Genomic DNA, 21,088 nt, shown 5'->3' with positions numbered 1-21,088 from the left:
AATATGATGAAAAAGACATTATTAAATACACTACTTTCTAGCCTGATCTTATATACCTCTGTTTCACTCGCAGCTGATGCCATTAAACCCAACGTAACTATTTTAGCCACTGGGGGGACCATCGCAGGAAGCTCCAAATCCAACCTTGATACCACCGACTATAAAGCGGGCTCACTGGGTATTAATGTGTTAATCAATGCCGTGCCAGAAATCAACGATGTTGCTATCGTCAAAGGAGAACAGATTTCTAACACCATCAGCGGCAATATTAGCAGCGAGATCCTATTAAATCTCAGTAAACGTGTTAATCATTTACTGAATGAAGGAAAACAACAAGGCGTCGTTATCACCCATGGGACGGATACAATTGAAGAAACAGCGTTCTTCTTAGAGTTAACCACCCAAAATAAACAGCCTATCGTTATTGTCGGAGCCATGAGACCAGCAACCGCTATCAGTGCAGATGGCCCAATGAATCTGCTTGAAAGCGTCGTACTTGCTGCGGATAAGAAAGCTGAAAATCGCGGAGTCATGGTAGTTTTAAACGACCGCATTGGTTCTGCTTTTTATACCACCAAAGCAAACTCAACCACTCCTGATGCATTTAAATCTTATGAACCTGGCTATCTTGGAGTCTTTGTCAGTGGAAAACCCAAATTCTACTATACCCCTGCACAGCCTGTTGACCGTACTTTTTTCGATGTTAGTAAGGTAGATAAACTCCCTAATGTCGAAATTATTTATGCCTACCAAGACCAGACCCCAGCTATGCTTCATGCCGCTATCAATAACGGAGCCAAAGGGATTATTGTTGCGGGCAGTGGTAATGGAAATGTCTCAAGTAACATGGAGGAGGCAATTAAGCAGCTCAGTGACAAAGGTATTCCTGTTGTGATGGCAACCCGAACAGGCTCTGGCTATGTGAGTAGTAAATCATTTGCTATCGGGTCTGGCTTTTTAAACCCACAAAAGTCTCGCATTCTCTTACAACTCGCCCTTGCAACTGGTGCCAATCTTAAACAAATATCGAATTACTTTGATAGCCAACGTTAATTAAATATCTTCATTGTTAAAGGCGTCTAAAATATAGACGCCTTTTTAGCATTCATCATACTTATTTCTAGGATAATAAATAAATTATAAAAACAAGTTTAAATTTATTATATAGATAATCAATATTCAGATAGCGTTAGTGCCCCACTTAGTTAAATGGCTAATATTTGAATAATTAAAATTTGGCTTTATTTTATTACTATTTTTAAATATTGGCTTTCTTTGCTAGTAGATAATAAATAATTGCTGTAATCGGAAATGCAATAAAGAATGCAAAATTATAACCTATCATACCTGATACCAACCCAATCACTAGCGCAGTAATACCCGGTTTTCGCCAGTTAGGAATATCATCGCTGTACAGGTTTTCTAAATTAAGATGACATTTACGAATAAGGTAATAATGTACTAGCATAATCGCCAATATGGGAGCGAGTATTGCAGAGAAAATCATTTGCACATAATCAAGGTAGCTTAATAATAACCATGGCATCATTAAAATACTAATCAACCCAACTAGCCATGTCGCTTTTGCGAAAGTTAATTTAGGGAAGAAATTAAGCATAATTAATGTTGCGGGAAAAATATTCGCACAGGTATTGACGGTCCATTGTGCAAATACAATGATAATACAGCTAATAATTAATATGGTTGCGTTATCAGCAAAAGCAATTTGTAGCATCCCAATAGGGTTATCGCTTTTCGTCAGATAAGCACTAATCAACCCTGCAAGAGTGAGCAATAAGCCTGTACCAACAAACCCAAGCCCAAAACAAAAGATAGTGCGTTTATTACGAGCAAAGAAGCTACTTGATGCACTGTTTTCAGGTAATTTTAGCTTTCTGGTTAAGTCACTGCCATTTAGAGCTTCAGATAACCATCCTCCACTAAATATAGCAATAACAGTAATAAAGCTGAACCCGGTTCCTTCTAATGGAGAAGCCGTCACAATATCGGGTAAAGAAATTTGGTGTTCTTGTAATAACCAAGCAACCAATGACACCAATCCGCATGCCAAAATGGGGACTGCCAATGTGCCAAACTTACTCATACTGTCTACGTTACGGCTTGCATTGAATAGCTGTAAGGATGCATAAGTGATGAATATCACCCAAAACATGGAAACCCCAGTGACAATTTCGATAATCGCATTAATCGCCTGTGTCCCTAAAAATAAAATCACACCGCACCATGTTAAACAGACGATGGCTCGACATATCGCACCAATTTTCGCCCCTTGTTTTCCTAAGCAGTCGCGAATAAAAATGGTGAAAGGAACACCGTAACGTGTACCGATATCACCAGTTAACGTAATTAACACGGTGACTAATAAAAAACCGAAAAAACAAGCAATTAACACTTCAATAGGGGAATATCCTCCTCTTAAAAGTACTTGAGCGGGGATCACCAACCCCACAACGTTGATCACCATCGATGAACAAAGCACCAGCAAGTCGCGCGTCTTTAACGTTCTGTCTTTTTCCTGTGTAGGTAGCAATTCCTGATTGGCTTTAGCAAGCAATTCCTGTGAAATATTTTGTCCATTATTCATGAGTCTAGCCTCATATTTATTGTCGTTTTAGTTTAATTTCAAAGTACGTTTAATAAATTTCCCTTGGCCTTTACTTCCCATAAAGGTGTTGTTATCCATAATGATTTCGCCACGTAAAAGGGTTGTTTTAACTTTTCCTTTCGCTTTATATCCTTCATGTAGGCTATAGCCAGCACCACTGTGTAAGTTATTGGCTGAAATAACCCATTCCTCATTCGGATCAAAAATGACAATGTCAGCATCAGCTCCAGGTAATAGCGTCCCTTTTTGTGGATAACATCCCATGGTTTTCGCAATGTTAGTGCTACATAGTGCAACCGCTTGGTTCATAGTGATTTTTCCGCTCTCTACACCTTCGGTTACCATCAAATTAAAACGGATTTCGAGGCCAGATAACCCATTCACCACCTTAGTAAAATCGGGGATAATTTTGCCATTGGCATCGCGCTGTAAAGCCTTTTCCTTTTCCTCACGAGTGAAAGTGCAATCATCGGAACCAATCAAGGTGATCGTACCGTTCTTAATGCCATCCCAAAGTTCATCCCGCTCTTTACGAGTGCGCAGTGGAGGCGAACAAATGGCCAGATGCCCATTTTCAATATCATCATAGAGTTCATCGAACAGCGTTAAATAGTGAGGGCCCGTTTCGATATACAGTTTTTGGCCTCGCTCTTGTGCTTGTTGTGCAATGTTTAGACAAGGACCATTTGTGGTATGAACAATCAGAAGAGGAACACCAACTGATTCAGCGAGTTTAGCCACGCGGCCAAAGGCTTCTGTTTCACAAATAACGGGCTTACTATTGGCAAAGTCACGCCAAGTTAGGGTGTTATTTTTGATGCACTCATCCACCGCGGTTTCTGCTATCGCATTACTTTCCGCATGGATCAATGGCATACAGTTATTTTCTTTTGCACGTTTAAAGACCTGCATCAGAGTCATATCATCTGCCATCACACCTTCTTTACGGTAAGTCATAAATAATTTAAATGTTGGGCACCCTTTTGCCGCAAGAAGTGGAATTTCATCTAATAGCTGCTCGTTAGCTTCAACAAATTTGCCATGTACACTAAAATCAATCGCAGACTCAGTCATTTCCTCAATACGGTCATCTAGCGCCTGAAGAACACTTGAGCCTTTCCAAGTATTGGTAAAATCCATATAGGTTGTGACACCCGCAAATGCGGCGCAAATACTTTGCTGATAAAAGGTAAGTTGCGGGGAAATCCCTTGAAATGGAGCCTGTGTGTGCATATGCGCATCAATTAAACCCGGTAGAACTAATCGGCCTTGCGCATCAATTTCTTTTTGGCATTCAGCGGGCTCATCAGGGCCAAGTAAAGCAGCAATTTTGCCTTTTTTAATTGCCAAATCGGCGCGAACCGTACCCTCTTCAAGAACTAAATGCCCATTTCTAATAATTGTGTCAAACATAACTATCTCCAACGATTTTTATGTCACAACACAGCGAAAAAGAGACTGTGTTGCAGCTATTATTGATTGATCAACTCAGCGTTCCTTTCCGTAAAACTTGTCCACTGCAGGCATAACTTTCAATGTGATTAAACAGCGCAATTCGACCATTAACCATCACAAGCTCGATACCTTCAGGGTATTGATTTGGTTCAACAAAAGTACCTTTGTCTGTAATGGTCTGTGGGTCTAACATTACGATATCGGCTTGGTAACCCTCTTTAAGTAATCCCCTATTGGTTAATCCCAAAACCTCTGCTGGTTTGCCGGTCATTTTGCGAATCGCTGCTTCCCAAGTTAAACAAGCTTCTTCGCGTACATACTTCCCAAGTACTCGAGGAAATGCTCCAAAAACACGGGGATGAGGCTTACCTGCCCCCATTAAGCCATCCGTACAAACATTCTGCTCTGGGCGGCACAAAAATTTAATCACATGCTCTTCTGTCCCATAAAAATCCACCATTCCAACAGCGTTATCTTCCTCATATAACAGGTCAAAAGTGGCGTTATAAGGGTCTTTACCACGTAACTCTCCAAGTTGAACTAAGTTTAAACCTACTGCATCTTGGTTTTTCTGTTGCTTCACACTGGTAATGAAGATTTGATCTAACCCAGCGAAATCAATGAAGTTATCCCACCCAGGGATCCCTTTTTCGATATCGTCAATCATACGTTGGCGTAATTCAGAAGATTTCAGGCGTTCGAGTAGCTTTTCCGTACCACCTGCATGCACCCACGGCGGTAAAATCACCCCTAACATGGTGCTACCAGCAACATAAGGATATTGGTCGAAAGAGATGCGTATTCCTTCTTGCTGTGCTTGTTCAAGCATCGATAGCATTTCATCGATCAGTGACCAGTTTTTCTTACCACAGACCTTCATATGAGAAATATGTAGCCAAACTCCGGATGCATGAGCAATATCAATAAGTTCTTGAGTCGACTGAATGATGTCATCCGCTTCACTGCGCTGATGAACCACAAAAATCCCATTATATTTGGCTGTCACTTTGCAAAGTTCGGTGATCTCAGCGGTATCGCCAAAAGCACAAGGCATATAGATAAGGCCTGTAGATAGCCCATAGGCCCCTGCTTGTAACTCTCGCTCAAGAATCTGGCACATTTTGGCGACATCTTCCTGCGTCGATGCCTTACCATCTAATCCCATGGCTTCCATACGGATATTACCGTGGGGAACAAGATAAGCGAGGTTCGTAGCGCTTCCTCGCGCCTCTAACATGTTGAGATATCCCGCTGTATTTTTGAAGTGCCAGTCAATCTCATCAGAGTCACCATCGAGGCCAGCAATATTTTTACGCCACGCGGAAATATATTGTTCAGGCAAAGGTGCCAATGCAACGCCGTCTTGCCCCAACAACTCAGTCGTGATCCCTTGGCGAATTTTTGCGGAAACTACGGGGTTTAATAACACCGATAAATCAGAGTGAGTGTGCGTATCAATAAAACCGGGACAAATGATTTTACCGGTTGCATCAATAACCTGGTCCTGAGTGTTGGCGCTAATATCGCCGATTTGAATAATTTTACCTTCATTAACAAGTAAGTCGCTGTGATACTGACTTTCTCCTGTACCGTCAATGATGGTGGCATTTTTAAATAGTGTTTTCATTGTTCTCTTCCTTTATCAATGCCTTAGTAGTCACTAAGGCATCAAAAGATAACTATTTGTTATTATTGTAAATACTAGAAATTATGCTGTAGTAGCCTTTGACTGAGCCTGTTAATTGTCCAATTTCGATATATTCATCAATGGTGTGAGCCAGATTTTCTCTGGAAGGCCCAAAGCCAATCGTAGGAATATTGGCTTCCCCCGCATAGTGGCTACCGTTGGTACAAAATGAATATTGGGTAATGGTTGGGTTAATACCGACTTTTTTGAGTCCCGATAAAACACACTGCACAAATTCATCCGATTCATCTAACACCCAACCGGGAAAGAAACGCTCTCCTTCAATGGTACTACCGGTATAGCAAGATTCCGTACCATAGGCATAAGACACCCGCGCTTTAAATTCGGGGTCCAACTGAATCATTTCTTTCAACACTTTTTGGATAGGTTCAATTACGCTATCTTTGCTTTCACCAACCAATAACCTACGGTCATAAGTCGCGCGGCAATATTCAGGGACAACCGATGCGCCGGGATATGGTGAAGATTTAATATCCGTTAATTCAAGGATCCCTAAACCAAGAACGGGGTGAACAGGCGGAGTTAATGTTCTAATTTTTTCAACCAATGCCGCCATTTTATAAACCGCGTTAATACCCGCTTGCGGGTTTGCGGAGTGGGCTGGCTTACCAAATGTTTCTACCACCACCTCTGCGCGACCACGTTGGCCAATTTTCAGGTTAAGCTCAGAAGCCTCGCCGATAACCACATAATCAGGATGATAATTTTCAGTGACTAGGCGTGCCGCTACACCTTCAAAACATTCCTCATGTACGATGCAGGAAACATAAATTTTCCCAGCAAACTCACGCAGATAGTCTTGGCCGAAAAAACCAATGGCTGAAATCATGGCAGCAACTGCACCTTTCATATCGGTCGTACCACGACCATAAATTTTGCCGTCATTAATTTCTCCGCCAAATGGGTCTTGCGTCCATTGGCTTTCATCGACTGGAACCGTATCGATGTGTCCATCAAAAACCAGCGTTTTTCCAGGGTATTTCCCTACAATTCCACCAATGATATTGCCGTATCTATCAACATGAATATCATCAAATTCATAATCTTCCATCATGGATTTAATAACACGGACAACATTGCCCTCTTCACCGGAGTAACTTTTTTCACGAACTAAAGCCTGACAATTCTTGATGACTTCGTTAAGACGATTTTCTGAAAACATATTTTTCACCCCGATTAAAATTGGCCAAAGCTTGGGAACTCACCATCCCAAACAATATCCCGATAACGTTGAATATCCGTGTCGCCCTCAGTACTGATAAGCAAAATGCGTGAATTTTCATTCAGTTCCAGCCTGTTGCGCACATCAGCATAATTTTGGGACTGCATTAAAATAGAAAGTAACCCTGTAGTGACAGCACCAGATTCACCCGAAACAATCGGAGGGTCAGTCGGTAATGGGTTACCTAATATCCGCATCCCTCGCGTTGCGACAAAATCAGGGCAAGAAAAGAAAGCATCGGCGTAGTCTCGTAATAATTGCCAACCTGCAATATTGGCTTCACCACATGCCAGCCCAGCCATAACTGTTTGTAGATCGCCTCCAACAGAGATCGCTTCTTCATTTTCAGCAACCGCTGAACGGTAAAGGCAATCCGCAATTTGAGCTTCAGCAATAATCACTTTCGGTCTATCCTCTCCATAAAGCGCCGTTAACATCCCCTGCACCATGCCAGCAAATGAGCCAACACCAGCTTGAACAAAAACGTGAGTCGGTTTCACTTCATGTAACTGTGACAAAGCTTCAAACATTAACGTGCTGTAACCTTGCATAATCCACTGCGGGATCTTTTCATAGCCAGCCCAAGCGGTATCTTGCACCACCACCCAGCCATATTTTCTTGCCATTTCGGCTGTCATACGTACCGCATCGTCATAATTCATATCTACAATTTCTGCGGTCGCACCTTCATTCAAGATGGCATCTAAGCGTTCATGGGAAGAACCTTTAGGCATATAAACTACTGATTTTTGTTTAAGTTGACGTGCCATCCACGCCACGCCTCGCCCATGATTGCCATCCGTCGTGGTGGCAAAAGTAATGCCATTTAATTGTTCTCTAACCTCATTGCTGACCATTACGTTATAAGGAAGCTCAGAGATATCTCTCCCCAACTCTTCGGCGATATGGCAGGCCATTGCATAGGCGCCACCTAATGCCTTAAATGCCTTGAGGCCAAAGCGTTGAGACTCATCTTTTAAGTAAATCTGTCCGACATTTAATGACTTGGCGAGTGCAGGTAAATGATAGAGCGGTGTTGGTGCATACTCAGGAATTGAGCGGTGAAATTGCCACGCTTTATGTAATTCAGCTTGCGAAAAAGAGGCAAGGTTCGCCGTAGGTTTCTGCTTAAAACGGCTGTGATTAATGTAGTACTTTAATTGCTCCTGCATGGAAAACCTCATGAACTTATTATTAATAAACAAGACAATTAAGTCTTAATAAAAAATAGGTTTACAGCTTAGGTAGCAATACACATGCCAAGATCGGCATTTACGTATAATTATAATGAGAAAATAATGTAGCCAGTTGATATAAAACAAAATTTAAAATAAACCATATAGAATTGCTTTTACTAAATTCGATATCATTGATTTACCTCATTGATAAATTATCAAATATGATAAATAGTGTGATGGCGATATATAAATAATTTAATATATTGATTTAAAAATAAAATTATAATTATCATCTCAATTAAATTTATTAATATTTATCAATTTTGATAACAAGGGAAAAAATGACATCCATTCTGAGTACTATCCAAAATGAAATTTGCCATTACGCAGAAGCTATTTCTGGCGTGACCGGAACAGATGTCGAAATTATTGATGAATATCTGATCCGTATTGCAGGAACGGGTTATTACAAACACATGCTTAATCAAAACGTTTCACGTAACGGCTATATTTATCGTCATGTTTTACGAGTACAAGAAACCGTATTAATTAAAGATCCTGGGGAAAATAACCTCTGCCATCTATGTGAAAATAGAGAAACCTGTACGGAAGAATTAGACCTTAACGCACCGATTTTTTTAAATGGTAAAGTCATTGGTGTCATTGGCATTATTTGCTCGACCAAACAACAGCGAGCCGTATTACTTCAGCAACTCAATAAATTCATCACATTCATCGAACAAATAGCCGAAATGATATCGAGTAAGGTATTTGAGTGTCTTGAACGCTTGAGAGCCCAAGAATCTTTACATGCATTTCGACGATTAATTGATGCTATGGATAGAGGCGTAATAGCCATTGATAGCCAACAAAAAATTTGGCATACCAACCGCTCTGCATCCCGCTTTTTTAATAAAGATATTATAGGCCTATCACTGTCCTTTGAACTTACAGGGGATATTTTATATGGCGATGAAGAAGCATGGTTAGAATTAGAAGGCCAGCGCTATCATGTACTCTGCCGTAATGTTACTTTTACTTCACTGGAAAATGATACGTTAACCATGATCATTTTTCAGGACGCCCGTGATTATATTACTCATGTCAATCAATCATCCGTTGAAATCAGCGAAGCCCCTTCACAGTTAATCGGTAATTCATTGACTATGATGAACCTCAAACAAACCATCAAGAAGGTCGCTGTCAGTCATGCAAATGTACTGATCACGGGGGAAAGTGGCTCAGGAAAAGAGGTCGTCGCTTATGCTCTACATACACAAAGTGCTCGACATGCTCAGCCCTTTGTCACCATAAACTGTGCGGCAATACCAGAGCAACTCCTTGAAAGCGAGCTCTTTGGCTATATCAGAGGCGCATTCACCGGAGCAGATCCTAAAGGGCGTATAGGTAAGTTTGAATTAGCCCATGGAGGTAGCCTATTTCTCGATGAAATTGGTGATATGCCTTTGTTATTACAGGCTAAGCTACTGCGTGTTTTACAAGATAAAACCATCACCCGAGTTGGTTCAAATAACCAAATACCTACCGATGTCCGCATTATTGCAGCCACAAACAAAAATTTATTAGAGATGGTCGAACACAAAACGTTTCGAGAAGACCTATATTACCGATTAAATGTTGTGCCGATCCCTGTTCCTGCATTACGGGAGCATCGTGAGGATATTGCTGATTTAGCGAAATATTTTTCTGACCAATTTTCAATGCAATATGATAGAGAAAAGCAAAAGATCCCTGATACAGTAATGAATTATTTATATGGCTATCATTGGCCGGGTAACATACGTGAACTGCGTAATGTCATCGAGTATATTTATGTAATGCAAGGCGATCTGCCTGAAATGAACCATAGCCATTTACCTGAGTATATTACAGAAACAAATTCATCAACAGAATCAATACATTCCATTACAAAAATCGCTGCGCTGCCTGTACACCATTATGAGAAAGAAACCATACAACACGTACTTGAAAAAACGGGTTACTCCATGGGAGGAAAGAAAGAAGCGGCACAAATATTAGGTTTAAGTATTGCGACACTGTATCGCCGATTAAAAAAATACGATATTTCCAGCTGACCTTCATATCTAGGCACTAATATTTCTCTCAGTGCCTGACTTATCGTACTTATTACTAATAATCCAACCAACTGTTACTGCTATACAAATAGTCACAAAGCGAATGGTCATTTTGTGATGGCTATCTTACTTTTGTTTTTACGCCCTTCTCAAAATATCTCATCTTTTAATGGCAAGTAAGATAAATTAACACCTTATGATCGCCAATAAAAACCTCGCCAACGCGAGGTTTTTATCTCTTCAGAAGAACACAAAACGAATTATACATTTTTCCTTTCGATGGTTTCTTCCCCCCAATATAGCCTATCCGCGGTGGTCTTCGAGAAGGCCAGAGGTAAAACTTCATCAGAACCTTCTTCCCAAATTTGTTCCGCTAATACTTCATCATTATTCGCTAATTCAAAAATAGCTTGAGCAATTTCAATTGAGGTTTCTCTAACTTTAGCCCATTCGGCTATTTGGTGAGGGTCTTTCATTATTCGCTCCTGATTAAATGGTTCTGGTAAAAACACTGAGAGATTTCAAGTCTGTGAATAAGATCACTACGACTTTAAATATATTGCCATTTTTCCTTTTTAGTGACGCTCTATTAAACGCGCTCACTATTCACTATCTCTAGTATATGACTATAAGTTAAGTAATAGAGATTAAAAAGTCATGAATATTCGCCATGTTGTTGCTATTGATTTAGGCGCATCTAGCGGTCGTGTCATGTTGGCTTGCTATGATGTGCATAATAAAAAATTATCATTAGATGAAATTCATCGTTTTACAAACCATTTGATCACTGAAGGTGATCATTGTTATTGGGATCTGGATGATCTTGAGACTCAAATACGGATTGGCTTACACCATGTAGAGCAATCTGGCATCCATATTGACAGCATTGGCATCGACACTTGGGGCGTTGATTATGTTCTACTTGACCGTGATGGTGCCACCGTCGGTCGCAATTTCTCTTACCGTGATAACCGCACCCAAGGTGTCATGGAGCAAGTCCAAACCGACCTTGGTGTTCAAAATATCTACCAAAAAACAGGGATCCAATTTCTCCCTTTCAATACCTTATATCAATTGAAGTCCTTGCAACAATCACACCCTCAATGGCTGGAACAAGCACACCATTTATTATTGATCCCTGATTATTTCGCATACCGTTTGACTGGGCAAATCAACCATGAATATACCAATATTTCCACCAGCCAAATGGTTAACCTGGAAACAAGTGATTGGGATGATGAGTTAGTCGAGTATCTACAAATACCACGCCGTTTATTAGGTGAAATCAAGCAACCAGGTAATATCATTGGCCACTGGCAAACGCCCAAAGGTAAAAAAATTCCGGTGATTGCCGTAGCAAGCCATGATACGGCCAGCGCTGTTATTGCGGCGCCGATAGCCGATAGCCATAGTGCCTATTTAAGCTCAGGAACTTGGTCATTAATGGGCCTCGAACGTACTACTCCTTGTACTTGTGAATACGCATTTGCTGCCAATATTACCAATGAAGGTGGAGTAAATGGCCACTACCGTGTCCTAAAGAATATTATGGGGCTATGGTTATTCCAACGCATTTGTCTTGAACATGACGTGCAAGATATTTGCAGCCTAATTGCATCAGCAGAAGCTATCCCTGCCTTCACTTATCTTATTAACCCCAATGATAACCGCTTCTTAAACCCTGAGTCGATGAGCCAGGCCATTAAAGAGGCTTGTCAGGAAAACCAACAACCCGTCCCAAATACTATCGCTGAGCTAGCTCGCTGTGTTTTCGACAGCTTAGCACTGCTTTATCGTCAAGTGTTTCTTGAATTACAGCAAATAAACCATGCCCCATTACAACAGCTGCATATCGTCGGTGGTGGTAGCCAAAATGCCCTACTTAACCAACTCTGCGCCAACACTTGCGGAGTCCCTGTGAGCACAGGCCCGATTGAAGCGTCCACCTTAGGAAACATTGGATATCAGTTGATTGCCCTAAACACCATTCCAGATGTACCAACCCTGCGCACCATTATTGCAGAAAATACCGAGCTTTGTTGGTTTCAACCTCAAAGCATCGCGCTGGATGAACCTTGGAAACGATTTAAAACCATTACGGCCTAACTCAGGTTATTAACCGTATATCGATAAGTTATAAGGAAAATTTCATGTCTAATTACAAAGAAAGTTATCTTATTGCCAAACAACGTTTTGCTGACCTTGGTATCGATACTGAACTGGCGATGCAAGCCATGGCTGACTTGCCTGTATCGATGCATTGCTGGCAGGGAGATGACGTAGCTGGCTTTGAAAAATCTGCAACCGCTTTAAGCGGTGGTATTCAAGCTACAGGTAATTACCCCGGCAAAGCGACCAATGCGATTGAATTACGCGCAGACATGGATAAAGCAATGAGCTTAATTCCTGGCCCTAAACGCGTTAACCTGCACGCTCTTTATCTCGAAGCTGATACCGCCGTCGAACGTAATGAAATTGAACCTCGCCATTTTGCCAATTGGGTTGATTGGGCGAAAAAAAACCATATCGCGCTCGATTTTAACCCTTCTTATTTTTCCCATCCACTCAGTAGCGAAGCGACGCTAACTCACAGTAATAAGGAAATTAGAGACTATTGGATTGGCCATGGACAAGCTTGTCGCCGTATTTCTGCGTATTTTGGCGAGTCATTAAATAGTGCTTCCGTAATGAATATTTGGATCCCTGACGGCATGAAAGATCTCCCCGTCGACCGCTATGCGCCACGCCAACGGTTAGTCGAGTCATTGGATGAAATTATCCGGGAAAAAATTGATATCAAATATCATATCGATGCCGTCGAAAGTAAGTTATTCGGTATTGGTGCCGAATCTTACACCGCAGGCTCCAGTGAGTTTTATTTGGGCTATGCCATCACACGTAAAACCGCATTATGTTTAGATGCCGGCCACTTCCATCCAACCGAGGTTATTTCAGACAAAATTTCAGCCGTCATTCCTTATGTTGAACGCCTATTATTGCACGTCAGCCGTCCTGTGCGTTGGGACAGTGACCACGTCATTTTACTTGATGATGAAACTCAAGCGATTGCCAATGAAATCATTCGCCATAACTTAAAAAACCGTGTGCACATTGGTCTCGATTTCTTTGACGCATCGATTAACCGCATTGCTGCGTGGGTCATTGGGACTCGCAATATGAAAAAAGCGTTACTACGCGCCTTACTTGAACCAACCGCAAGACTGCGTCAACTCGAAGCAGAAGGGGACTTCACAGCTCGCCTCGCGCTATTGGAAGAACAAAAATGCCTGCCATGGCAAGCTGTTTGGGATGAATACTGCGAACGCAACAATGTTCCTGTAGGCGAAAAATGGTTAGATGAAGTTAAACAATACGAAAAATCAACATTATTAACACGTTAAGGTGAATTGTATGCAAGATATTCTGACATCTTGGTTTGTCCAAGGGATGATAAAAGCCACCAGCGATATGTGGCTCAAAGGCTGGGATGAACGTAATGGCGGTAATGTGAGCTTACGACTAACTGAAGACGATGTTGCTCCATTTAAACACACTTTTCACGCTGACCCGCGTTATATCGAAACAACTGAACCGGTTAAAGAGCTAGCAAACCAATATTTTATTGTCACAGGTTCTGGTAAATTTTTCCGTAATGTTGCCTTAGACCCTGCAGATAACTTGGGTCTAGTTCGTATCGATAATGAAGGTCAGGGTTACCATATTGTTTGGGGCTTTGTGAATGGTGCAATACCAACCTCGGAATTTGCTGCTCACTTTCAATCACATATCACACGTATGCAAGCCACTAATGGCGCTAACCGCGTCATCATGCACTGCCATGCAACCAATATCATTGCGCTAAGCTATGTTTTACCGCTCGATAGTGCATCCATCACGCGTCATTTATGGGAAATGAGTACCGAATGTTTGGTTGTTTTCCCTGATGGTATCGGTGTGCTGCCATGGATGGTGCCTGGCACAGATGGCATCGGCTTAGAAACAGCGGAACAAATGAAACAACATGGCTTAGTACTTTGGCCATTCCATGGAATTTTTGGTTCCGGCCCAACCTTAGATGACGCTTTTGGTTTAATTGATACCGCAGAAAAATCCGCTGAGATACTTGTCAAAGTTCTCTCGATGGGCGGTAAAAAACAAACTATTTCAACAGAGAATCTGATTGCGCTTGCCAAGCGATTCAATGTCACACCAATGTCTGATGCATTGAAATAAAGCCTGTTTCTCTGTGGATAGGCCTTCCCTTCCACAGAGAAATTAAAACGATAATAAACAGTGAGGAATAGTTCATGGGCAGTGGAATTTTACTCGGTATTTTTTGGCATTTTGTCGGCGCAGCTTCGGCGGCTTGCTTCTACGCACCATTAAAAAAAGTTAAAAACTGGTCATGGGAAACTATGTGGTCCATTGCCGGGATTTTTTCTTGGATTATTTTACCTTGGACCATCAGTTATATTTTACTTCCTGACTTTTGGGCCTACTACAGCTCTTTTAGTGCAAATATTCTGATCCCCGTTTTTTTATTTGGTGCTATGTGGGGGGTGGGTAATATTGGCTATGGTCTGACTATGCGCTATTTAGGTATGTCAATGGGCATCGGAATTGCCATTGGTATTACGCTCATTGTTGGTACATTAATGACCCCAATTATTCAAGGCACATTTGGCGAATTGATTGCCTCTACGGGTGGAAAATTAACAATTCTTGGCGTCCTTGTGGCTGTTCTTGGGGTTGCCATCGTTTCCTATGCCGGGTTACTGAAAGAAAAAGCGACCGGAGTGCAAGCCGAAGAGTTCAACCTGAAAAAAGGCTTATTACTGGCAGTCATGTGCGGCATTTTCTCAGCCGGTATGTCATTCGCAATGAGTGCAGCCGTCCCTATGCACGAGGCGTCCGCTGCCCTTGGCGTTTCTTCTCTTTATGTGGCATTACCAAGTTACGTCATCATCATGGGTGGCGGTGCATTAATCAATTTAGGCTATTGTTTTATTAGACTTATTTATCGTAAAGATATCTCTTTCAAATCAGATATCTCTGTCCCCAAAGCCCTACTGGTCAGCAATATTTTATTTGCCATTTTGGGTGGCGCTATGTGGTACTTCCAATTTTTCTTCTACGCATGGGGACATGCAAATATCCCATCACAATACGGCTTTATGAGCTGGATGCTACATATGAGTTTCTATGTTCTGTGTGGCGGTATCGTGGGGTTAGCGCTAAAAGAATGGAAAGGCACCGGCAGAAAACCCGTTCGAATTTTATGTTTAGGCTGTTTAGTGATTATCTTAGCGGCAAATATTGTTGGCTTGGGAATGGCCGCCTAGTGTAACAGTTTTTTATTTTAATTGATTGGGAGGTCAGCGATGACCCATAGAATGATACTTAATGAAACCTCATACTTTGGCGAAGGGGCAATTAACCACCTTGTCGAGGAAATTCAAAAACGCCAATTTAACAAAGCACTGATTGTCACGGATGCGGATCTGGTTAAATATAATGTAGTCAGTAAAGTCACCCAATTATTAGATGACGCTAAGTTGGACTACGCCATTTATGATGGTGTTATTCCTAACCCAACCATTGATACCGTCCAACAAGGGCTAAAACACTTCAAACAATCTAATGCAGATTGTCTTATCGCTATCGGAGGAGGTTCTCCACAAGACACCGCTAAAGCGATTGGGATTATTATCAATAACCCACAATACGAAAATGTGGTGAGCTTAGAAGGTGTCGCTCCAACCCAAAACCCAGCAGTTCCTATTATCGCAATCCCAACTACCGCAGGAACTGCAGCTGAAGTCACGATTAACTATGTCATCACAGATAACAAGCTGTGCCGTAAATTTGTGTGCGTTGACCCCCATAGTATTCCGATTGTTGCCATTATTGATCCATCAATGATGGCATCCATGCCTGCAAGCTTAAAGGCTGCAACTGGCGTTGATGCTCTCACCCATGCTATTGAAGGCTATATCACGAAAGGGGCTTGGGCACTTACCGATGCTCTACACCTTAAATCCATTGAGTTGATCAGCAATTCGTTACGGCAATCCGTTAAGGGCGACCCGCAAGGTGTTGAAACGATGGCACTAGCACAATACATGGCAGGAATGGGCTTTTCTAACGTTGGCTTGGGGTTAGTTCATGGTATGGCTCATCCCCTTGGAGCGTTTTACAATACTCCACACGGTGTCGCTAACGCCATTTTATTACCTCATGTTATGTCGTATAACGCTGATTATACTGGGGAAAAATATCGAGATATCGCTCGTGCTATGGGTGTAAAAAATATCGATGCCTTTTCACTTCAAGAAGCCAGAAATACCGCCATTGCTGCTGTTTTTGCGCTAAACAAGGACGTTGGTATTCCTGAAAAACTGCGTGAGATCGGCATGAAACTGGAAGATATTCCATCCCTTGCTCAAGCCGCCTTTGATGATGTGTGTACTGGAGGTAATCCACGTGACACCACATTAGAAGACATCACTGAATTATATCAAGCGATTTATTAGAGGGTGATATCATGATAAAAAAAGCATTTGTGATGCAAATTGCTCCTGACGCCCACCAAGAATATCAGCGCCGACATGATGAAATTTGGCCTGAATTAGTGCTGACACTCAAAGAACATGGCGCACATCACTATTCTATTTTCTTAGATAACAAACGAAATTTATTATTCGGCTACGTGGAAATTGAATCACAGGAACGCTGGGATAGCGTTGCACAAACGGAAGTGTGCCAAAAATGGTGGAAATATATGTCGGATATTATGCCATCAAACCCTGACAATAGCCCAATCAGTGATGAGTTAAGGTCGGTATTTTATTTAGACTAATCTCCCCCTAGGCAGTGCTAGTCTATTGGCTAGCACTTACCTCAATTTATCTTTTTGTAAAAAACAACGGCGATATGCACTTGCTGTCATTTTCATTTTTTTATGGAACACACTCGAAAAATAATTACTGTCTTCATAACCACATTGCCCAGCGACTTCACTAATCGACAACGAGGTACTACGCAATAATAACGCCGCTTGGCACAAACGTAATTGTTGCAGATATTCCATTACCGTCATTCCTGTTTTCGACTTAAATAAACGCTGCAATGAACGCGCAGACATCTGATGCTCCTGAGCAAATTTTTCTAATGAAAATGGCGTATTGATACTTAAATTTAAACAGTTTATTAGCTGATCCATTTGGTGTAATAAACTTATTGGAGCTTGATCTGGCTGATAACGTAAACGATAAATATAAATAGCTAACTGTAAAAATAGGCCTTCGCAAAGATGAATAGATGGAATATCCGGTTTTTGGCATTCTAATGCCATTTTCTCAATAATGGGCGTCAACGTTGATAAGCTGGAAGGCGGCAATTTCCAGTGCCTAGATGTTATCGGCTGATAACTTAATGGAACATACTTTTCAATAGATTTTTTAATGAGAAACTCATTAGGTTTATATAATACATTAACCAGTTTTAAATTATTTACTGAGTGATAGCCATGACAATCTTCCGCATTAATATAAAACAGATCTCCACAAGTAATTGGATAATCAATACCATTCCAATGGTGTAAACCATTTCCTGAAAAAACAATCACAAACTCATTAAAATTATGGCTATGAACAATAAAATCTTCCTGAGAATCCCGCATTTCTATCGTCACGGTATTTTCAGGCCTAATAAAATAATCACTGCTGTTGATCGAAAGAATGCGTTGTATCATGATCACCTCAAAAAAGTGTAGGGATGATCATTACGATCTTTTTTAATTACTGCAATGACGCAGGTCACGGGGTGTGAAATTATACTCACTTTTAAAACACGTCGAAAAATATGCACTATCATTAAAGCCACTTTCCAATGCAATATCCGTAATGGTTTTATTTGAAAAACGAATTTGGTAATAAGCTTCTGATAGCCTCAACTTTATTAAGTAATTTTGTGGTGATATGCCTAAATTATTTTTCATATAACGATGAAAGGTCCGTAATGACACTGAAAATTGAGTGGTTAAATGCCCCCAATCGACATCTTCGGTAAAGTTCATATTTAGCCAGCGTAACATCTGGATAATACGTTGTTCATTATTCCCTTCACCAATATGGTTATAACGGCCATCTTGTAAATTAACAATTAACTGCAAAAAAAGGCTTTCAGTATAAGCAAGATCAGAGCCATCGCTTTCGTTGAGTTTATCAATAATTTGTTGTGCTTTATTGTAATGCTCTTTATTTAAGAGCCAATGTGAAATGTTTTTTTCAGCATCTGTCGGAAAAAAATGACTGATATTATTTAAATAGGTAAAACTGGAGTCTGAGCGATAAAGTACATTGGTTAAATTGAGGTTGGAAACATTATCAAATAAGTGATAATCACAGGATTTTATATAGCACACCATCCCAGGACATAATGTATAAGGCCTCCCATTAAGTACATGTAGGCCAATACCCTGAGTTACCAAAAAGATCTCACTAAAATCATGTGTATGTTCAGGAAAAATAGGCTGAGGTACCCTTGGCTCAACTGTAATGTGCTGCTGCGGTGTGATAAAAAAATCTTCGCTATATAATTTCATGAAAGATCTCCTAATAAACACTTCTCGCCCGTAAAACTGACCATGGTTTATTTATCGTTCGTGGGATTATCGTAAATACCCTTATATCCCTATTCTATTGATCTCATCCAAAATCGCCTTGAAATTATGACCAAGTAATCACGCGTTATTGGCGATATTTTCAAGAGTTAACCAAGTAAATGTACAAAATGTGACCCTGGATACATAAAAGCCACTCTATCTAAGAACACCGTCTCTGTAGCACATAGCGTATAATAACGATCACACGTTGTTGTAAGCGAGCCACAACATAAAAGGGTACAGATTCTCTACGGCTTTAATTGAATCAAGAGATACCAATAACAGATACTTGATGTAGGATGAGTTGGATTGAAATGTATTAACGGAAAAGTAGAAAATTTCTTATAACATATTGATTTAAAACATAAAAAAGACGCCTTTAGTATCTCAAACTGCTGACCCTAAATAGTCATTAGGGAATTATTGAATACTACCCTAAATTAAATAATTCCATCAAAAACAACACAAAATGCCTGTGTAATTTTAAACCAGAAAAACCTCATTATCTCTCCGCCATTTTAGGCTAAGCCAATACCACCGCATAGAAGTGATATTGACTTAATACAAACCTGAAACTTACTAACGATAGCTAAATAAAACATTCACGGTATTACTGAATTGCCCTGATTTAATGGCTTCGGCATCTTTCTTGGATAATTCGACACTGTAAGGGAAGTAGCCAGGCTGCTGTTTACTGATACTCCCTTTATAATAATACTGATCAAATGCGACCTGCTGGTTATTGGTTCTGTCTGTAATTGCAGCTTGTAGGCCATTGTCAAAGACGATGTACTTTTTATTTACCACGCCGCTGTTGCTTTGGAATGCAACACTAACTTCTAATGCTGCTTCACATGTTGAATCGGGCACTAAATCTAATGAAAAGTTTTCTCTAACTATTTGACCATTTTCAAAATTCTCAGCAGTGAGCTCTTTAAAATCAACCACTTTATCGCTCATGCGGACAATCGGTGTTGGGCAATAGTTCACCAGTTTTCCCACAATCTGGGCGCGGTATATATCGCCAAAATTTCGGCCTGTTCCATCAACATGATAGCCCACAGTAAATAAACCTGTATCAAACGATTTTAACGGCCCTACACCTCTTTTGAGCTCATAGATATATATGAAAGCAATATTATACTGACCTGGACTCCAATACCCCACTTCTATCCTAGGTGTGTTTGTAGCGGTAATTTCTACGGGTCTATTTGGGTCCGTATATTGATAGAGCCGAACACCGTTTGACAATAAATACGCTTTTGTTGTTGCTGGTGTTTGATTAACAAAATAAATCATTCTATCTTGTGTATTTCCACTAAAATTACATCTCCATGAAAAAAAACCTGTCGATGCCGTTCCTAGTAGCGTACCCGCAGGGACTGAACCAGGCGTCGTGTTCATATCTATATTTATCAGCGGTGAAGGGTTCCAGTTGTGTCCGCCGTTAGGGACACAATCCGCGCCTGCATAGACATCATGACCAAAGGCTAGAAGCATTATCCCTAATATACCTTGCAGTGCTTTTATTGATTGTTTTTTGTTATTTTTCATTTGTTTTTCGCCTGTGGCAATAATTGGCAAGGCTGTGCTGCGGCGCACTGGTATTTATTAAATTTCAGACCACCGAAGTCATCAATATAAGCGACTTCAAAACTATTCCATGCCGGGTTTTTCAATGTCACGGTTGAATCACTAAACGGGGCGACAAGCACTTCAGGAAAATCTTTATCTTTACTTTGGTCAACATTGATATTGGTGATCACAATATTAAACGGGGTTGGATTCGACAACGTAATCTGTCCACCTTGTTTTGTGACTTTTAAATCGCGCTGAAAATCTTTCTCGGCAGAGACTTTGTAGTCAATACCTTTTGGGCGATAAAACAGTTTTAAGCGTGATTGGATAGTAAACTGAACCGCATTCGCTTCTTTACCTTGCGGTGGAATACCTAATACATTGAAATACAACAGACTCTCCCTGTCCGTGGGTAAGGTATTTTGCCCATCCATATACGCAATTTTGATTTGTTTTTTCTGTTTAGGGCCAATTTTTTGTAAAAAAGGTAATGCCACTAGTGAGTTAGTCAGCTTTTCACCTTTTTGGTTTTCTATCCATGTCTGCGCTAAAAACGAAGA

Annotated in this window: 18 protein-coding genes; 8 read left to right on the top strand and 10 right to left on the bottom strand. The window is 40.8% G+C overall.

The window, feature by feature from the left end; genetic code table 11:
* Positions 1-3: 3 nt before the first annotated feature.
* Positions 4-1,053 carry an asparaginase gene (locus tag SJ312_RS18715; protein ID WP_004259666.1) on the top strand — a complete coding sequence of 350 codons (1,050 nt, stop codon included), beginning with the start codon at positions 4-6 and terminating at the stop codon, positions 1,051-1,053.
* A 205-nt stretch (positions 1,054-1,258) separates the two neighbouring features.
* Here SJ312_RS18715 and SJ312_RS18710 read toward each other — a convergent pair whose 3' ends face one another.
* The 5 genes from SJ312_RS18710 to dpaL form a co-directional block, all read right to left on the bottom strand.
* Positions 1,259-2,605, bottom strand: a complete 1,347-nt coding sequence (locus SJ312_RS18710) for a cytosine permease (RefSeq protein ID WP_004259669.1) — start codon at positions 2,603-2,605, stop codon at positions 1,259-1,261.
* A 27-nt stretch (positions 2,606-2,632) separates the two neighbouring features.
* A complete protein-coding gene (gene hydA / locus SJ312_RS18705; RefSeq protein ID WP_110591107.1) occupies positions 2,633-4,039 on the bottom strand; it encodes a dihydropyrimidinase in 1,407 nt (468 codons plus the stop codon).
* Between the two features lie 70 nt (positions 4,040-4,109).
* Positions 4,110-5,708 carry a D-aminoacylase gene (locus tag SJ312_RS18700; protein ID WP_319868187.1) on the bottom strand — a complete coding sequence of 533 codons (1,599 nt, stop codon included), beginning with the start codon at positions 5,706-5,708 and terminating at the stop codon, positions 4,110-4,112.
* 52 nt (positions 5,709-5,760) lie between these two features.
* Complete coding sequence (locus SJ312_RS18695) at positions 5,761-6,951, bottom strand: YgeY family selenium metabolism-linked hydrolase (protein ID WP_110591105.1); 1,191 nt, start codon at positions 6,949-6,951, stop codon at positions 5,761-5,763.
* Between the two features lie 14 nt (positions 6,952-6,965).
* Positions 6,966-8,183, bottom strand: a complete 1,218-nt coding sequence (gene dpaL, locus SJ312_RS18690) for a diaminopropionate ammonia-lyase (RefSeq protein WP_096865086.1) — start codon at positions 8,181-8,183, stop codon at positions 6,966-6,968.
* 347 nt (positions 8,184-8,530) lie between these two features.
* On the opposite strand from dpaL, the gene SJ312_RS18685 reads away from it, so the two are divergent.
* Complete coding sequence (locus tag SJ312_RS18685) at positions 8,531-10,285, top strand: sigma 54-interacting transcriptional regulator (RefSeq protein WP_110591104.1); 1,755 nt, start codon at positions 8,531-8,533, stop codon at positions 10,283-10,285.
* Positions 10,286-10,545: 260 nt separating this feature from the next.
* Here the strand turns inward: SJ312_RS18685 and SJ312_RS18680 are convergent, their stop codons facing one another.
* Positions 10,546-10,761 (bottom strand): YccJ family protein, encoded by a 216-nt coding sequence (locus tag SJ312_RS18680; protein ID WP_110591103.1) that lies wholly within the window; start codon positions 10,759-10,761, stop codon positions 10,546-10,548.
* Between the two features lie 181 nt (positions 10,762-10,942).
* On the opposite strand from SJ312_RS18680, the gene rhaB reads away from it, so the two are divergent.
* The 6 genes from rhaB to rhaM all read left to right on the top strand — a co-directional run bounded on the left by rhaB (position 10,943) and on the right by rhaM (position 17,144).
* A complete protein-coding gene (rhaB, locus tag SJ312_RS18675; RefSeq protein ID WP_319868186.1) occupies positions 10,943-12,391 on the top strand; it encodes a rhamnulokinase in 1,449 nt (482 codons plus the stop codon).
* Positions 12,392-12,435: 44 nt separating this feature from the next.
* Positions 12,436-13,686, top strand: coding sequence for an L-rhamnose isomerase (locus SJ312_RS18670; protein WP_136135313.1), 1,251 nt, complete (start codon positions 12,436-12,438; stop codon positions 13,684-13,686).
* A 10-nt stretch (positions 13,687-13,696) separates the two neighbouring features.
* Positions 13,697-14,518, top strand: coding sequence for a rhamnulose-1-phosphate aldolase (gene rhaD / locus SJ312_RS18665; protein WP_004259698.1), 822 nt, complete (start codon positions 13,697-13,699; stop codon positions 14,516-14,518).
* 74 nt (positions 14,519-14,592) lie between these two features.
* Positions 14,593-15,627 carry an L-rhamnose/proton symporter RhaT gene (gene rhaT / locus SJ312_RS18660; RefSeq protein WP_004259701.1) on the top strand — a complete coding sequence of 345 codons (1,035 nt, stop codon included), beginning with the start codon at positions 14,593-14,595 and terminating at the stop codon, positions 15,625-15,627.
* Positions 15,628-15,666: 39 nt separating this feature from the next.
* Positions 15,667-16,818, top strand: coding sequence for a lactaldehyde reductase (gene fucO / locus SJ312_RS18655; protein WP_136135314.1), 1,152 nt, complete (start codon positions 15,667-15,669; stop codon positions 16,816-16,818).
* Between the two features lie 11 nt (positions 16,819-16,829).
* Positions 16,830-17,144 (top strand): L-rhamnose mutarotase, encoded by a 315-nt coding sequence (gene rhaM, locus SJ312_RS18650; protein ID WP_096865089.1) that lies wholly within the window; start codon positions 16,830-16,832, stop codon positions 17,142-17,144.
* 36 nt (positions 17,145-17,180) lie between these two features.
* Here the strand turns inward: rhaM and SJ312_RS18645 are convergent, their stop codons facing one another.
* The 4 genes from SJ312_RS18645 to SJ312_RS18630 form a co-directional block, all read right to left on the bottom strand.
* Complete coding sequence (locus tag SJ312_RS18645; protein ID WP_272574945.1) at positions 17,181-18,038, bottom strand: helix-turn-helix domain-containing protein; 858 nt, start codon at positions 18,036-18,038, stop codon at positions 17,181-17,183.
* A 42-nt stretch (positions 18,039-18,080) separates the two neighbouring features.
* Positions 18,081-18,890, bottom strand: a complete 810-nt coding sequence (gene rhaS / locus SJ312_RS18640; RefSeq protein WP_165880652.1) for an HTH-type transcriptional activator RhaS — start codon at positions 18,888-18,890, stop codon at positions 18,081-18,083.
* A gap of 639 nt (positions 18,891-19,529) precedes the next feature.
* Entirely contained in the window at positions 19,530-20,504 is a 975-nt protein-coding gene (locus SJ312_RS18635; protein ID WP_272525328.1) for a hypothetical protein, read from the bottom strand.
* A partial coding sequence (locus SJ312_RS18630; protein ID WP_319868183.1) for a molecular chaperone occupies positions 20,501-21,088 on the bottom strand: 588 nt, incomplete at its 5' end. The genes SJ312_RS18635 and SJ312_RS18630, both read right to left, overlap by 4 nt.

The organism is Providencia sp. CIM-Carb-044, from assembly GCF_033901115.1.
Taxonomy (GTDB): Bacteria; Pseudomonadota; Gammaproteobacteria; order Enterobacterales; family Enterobacteriaceae; genus Providencia; species Providencia hangzhouensis.
The sequence above is the reverse complement of the archived record's forward strand: the minus strand, read 5'-3'. Positions and strand labels throughout refer to the sequence as shown.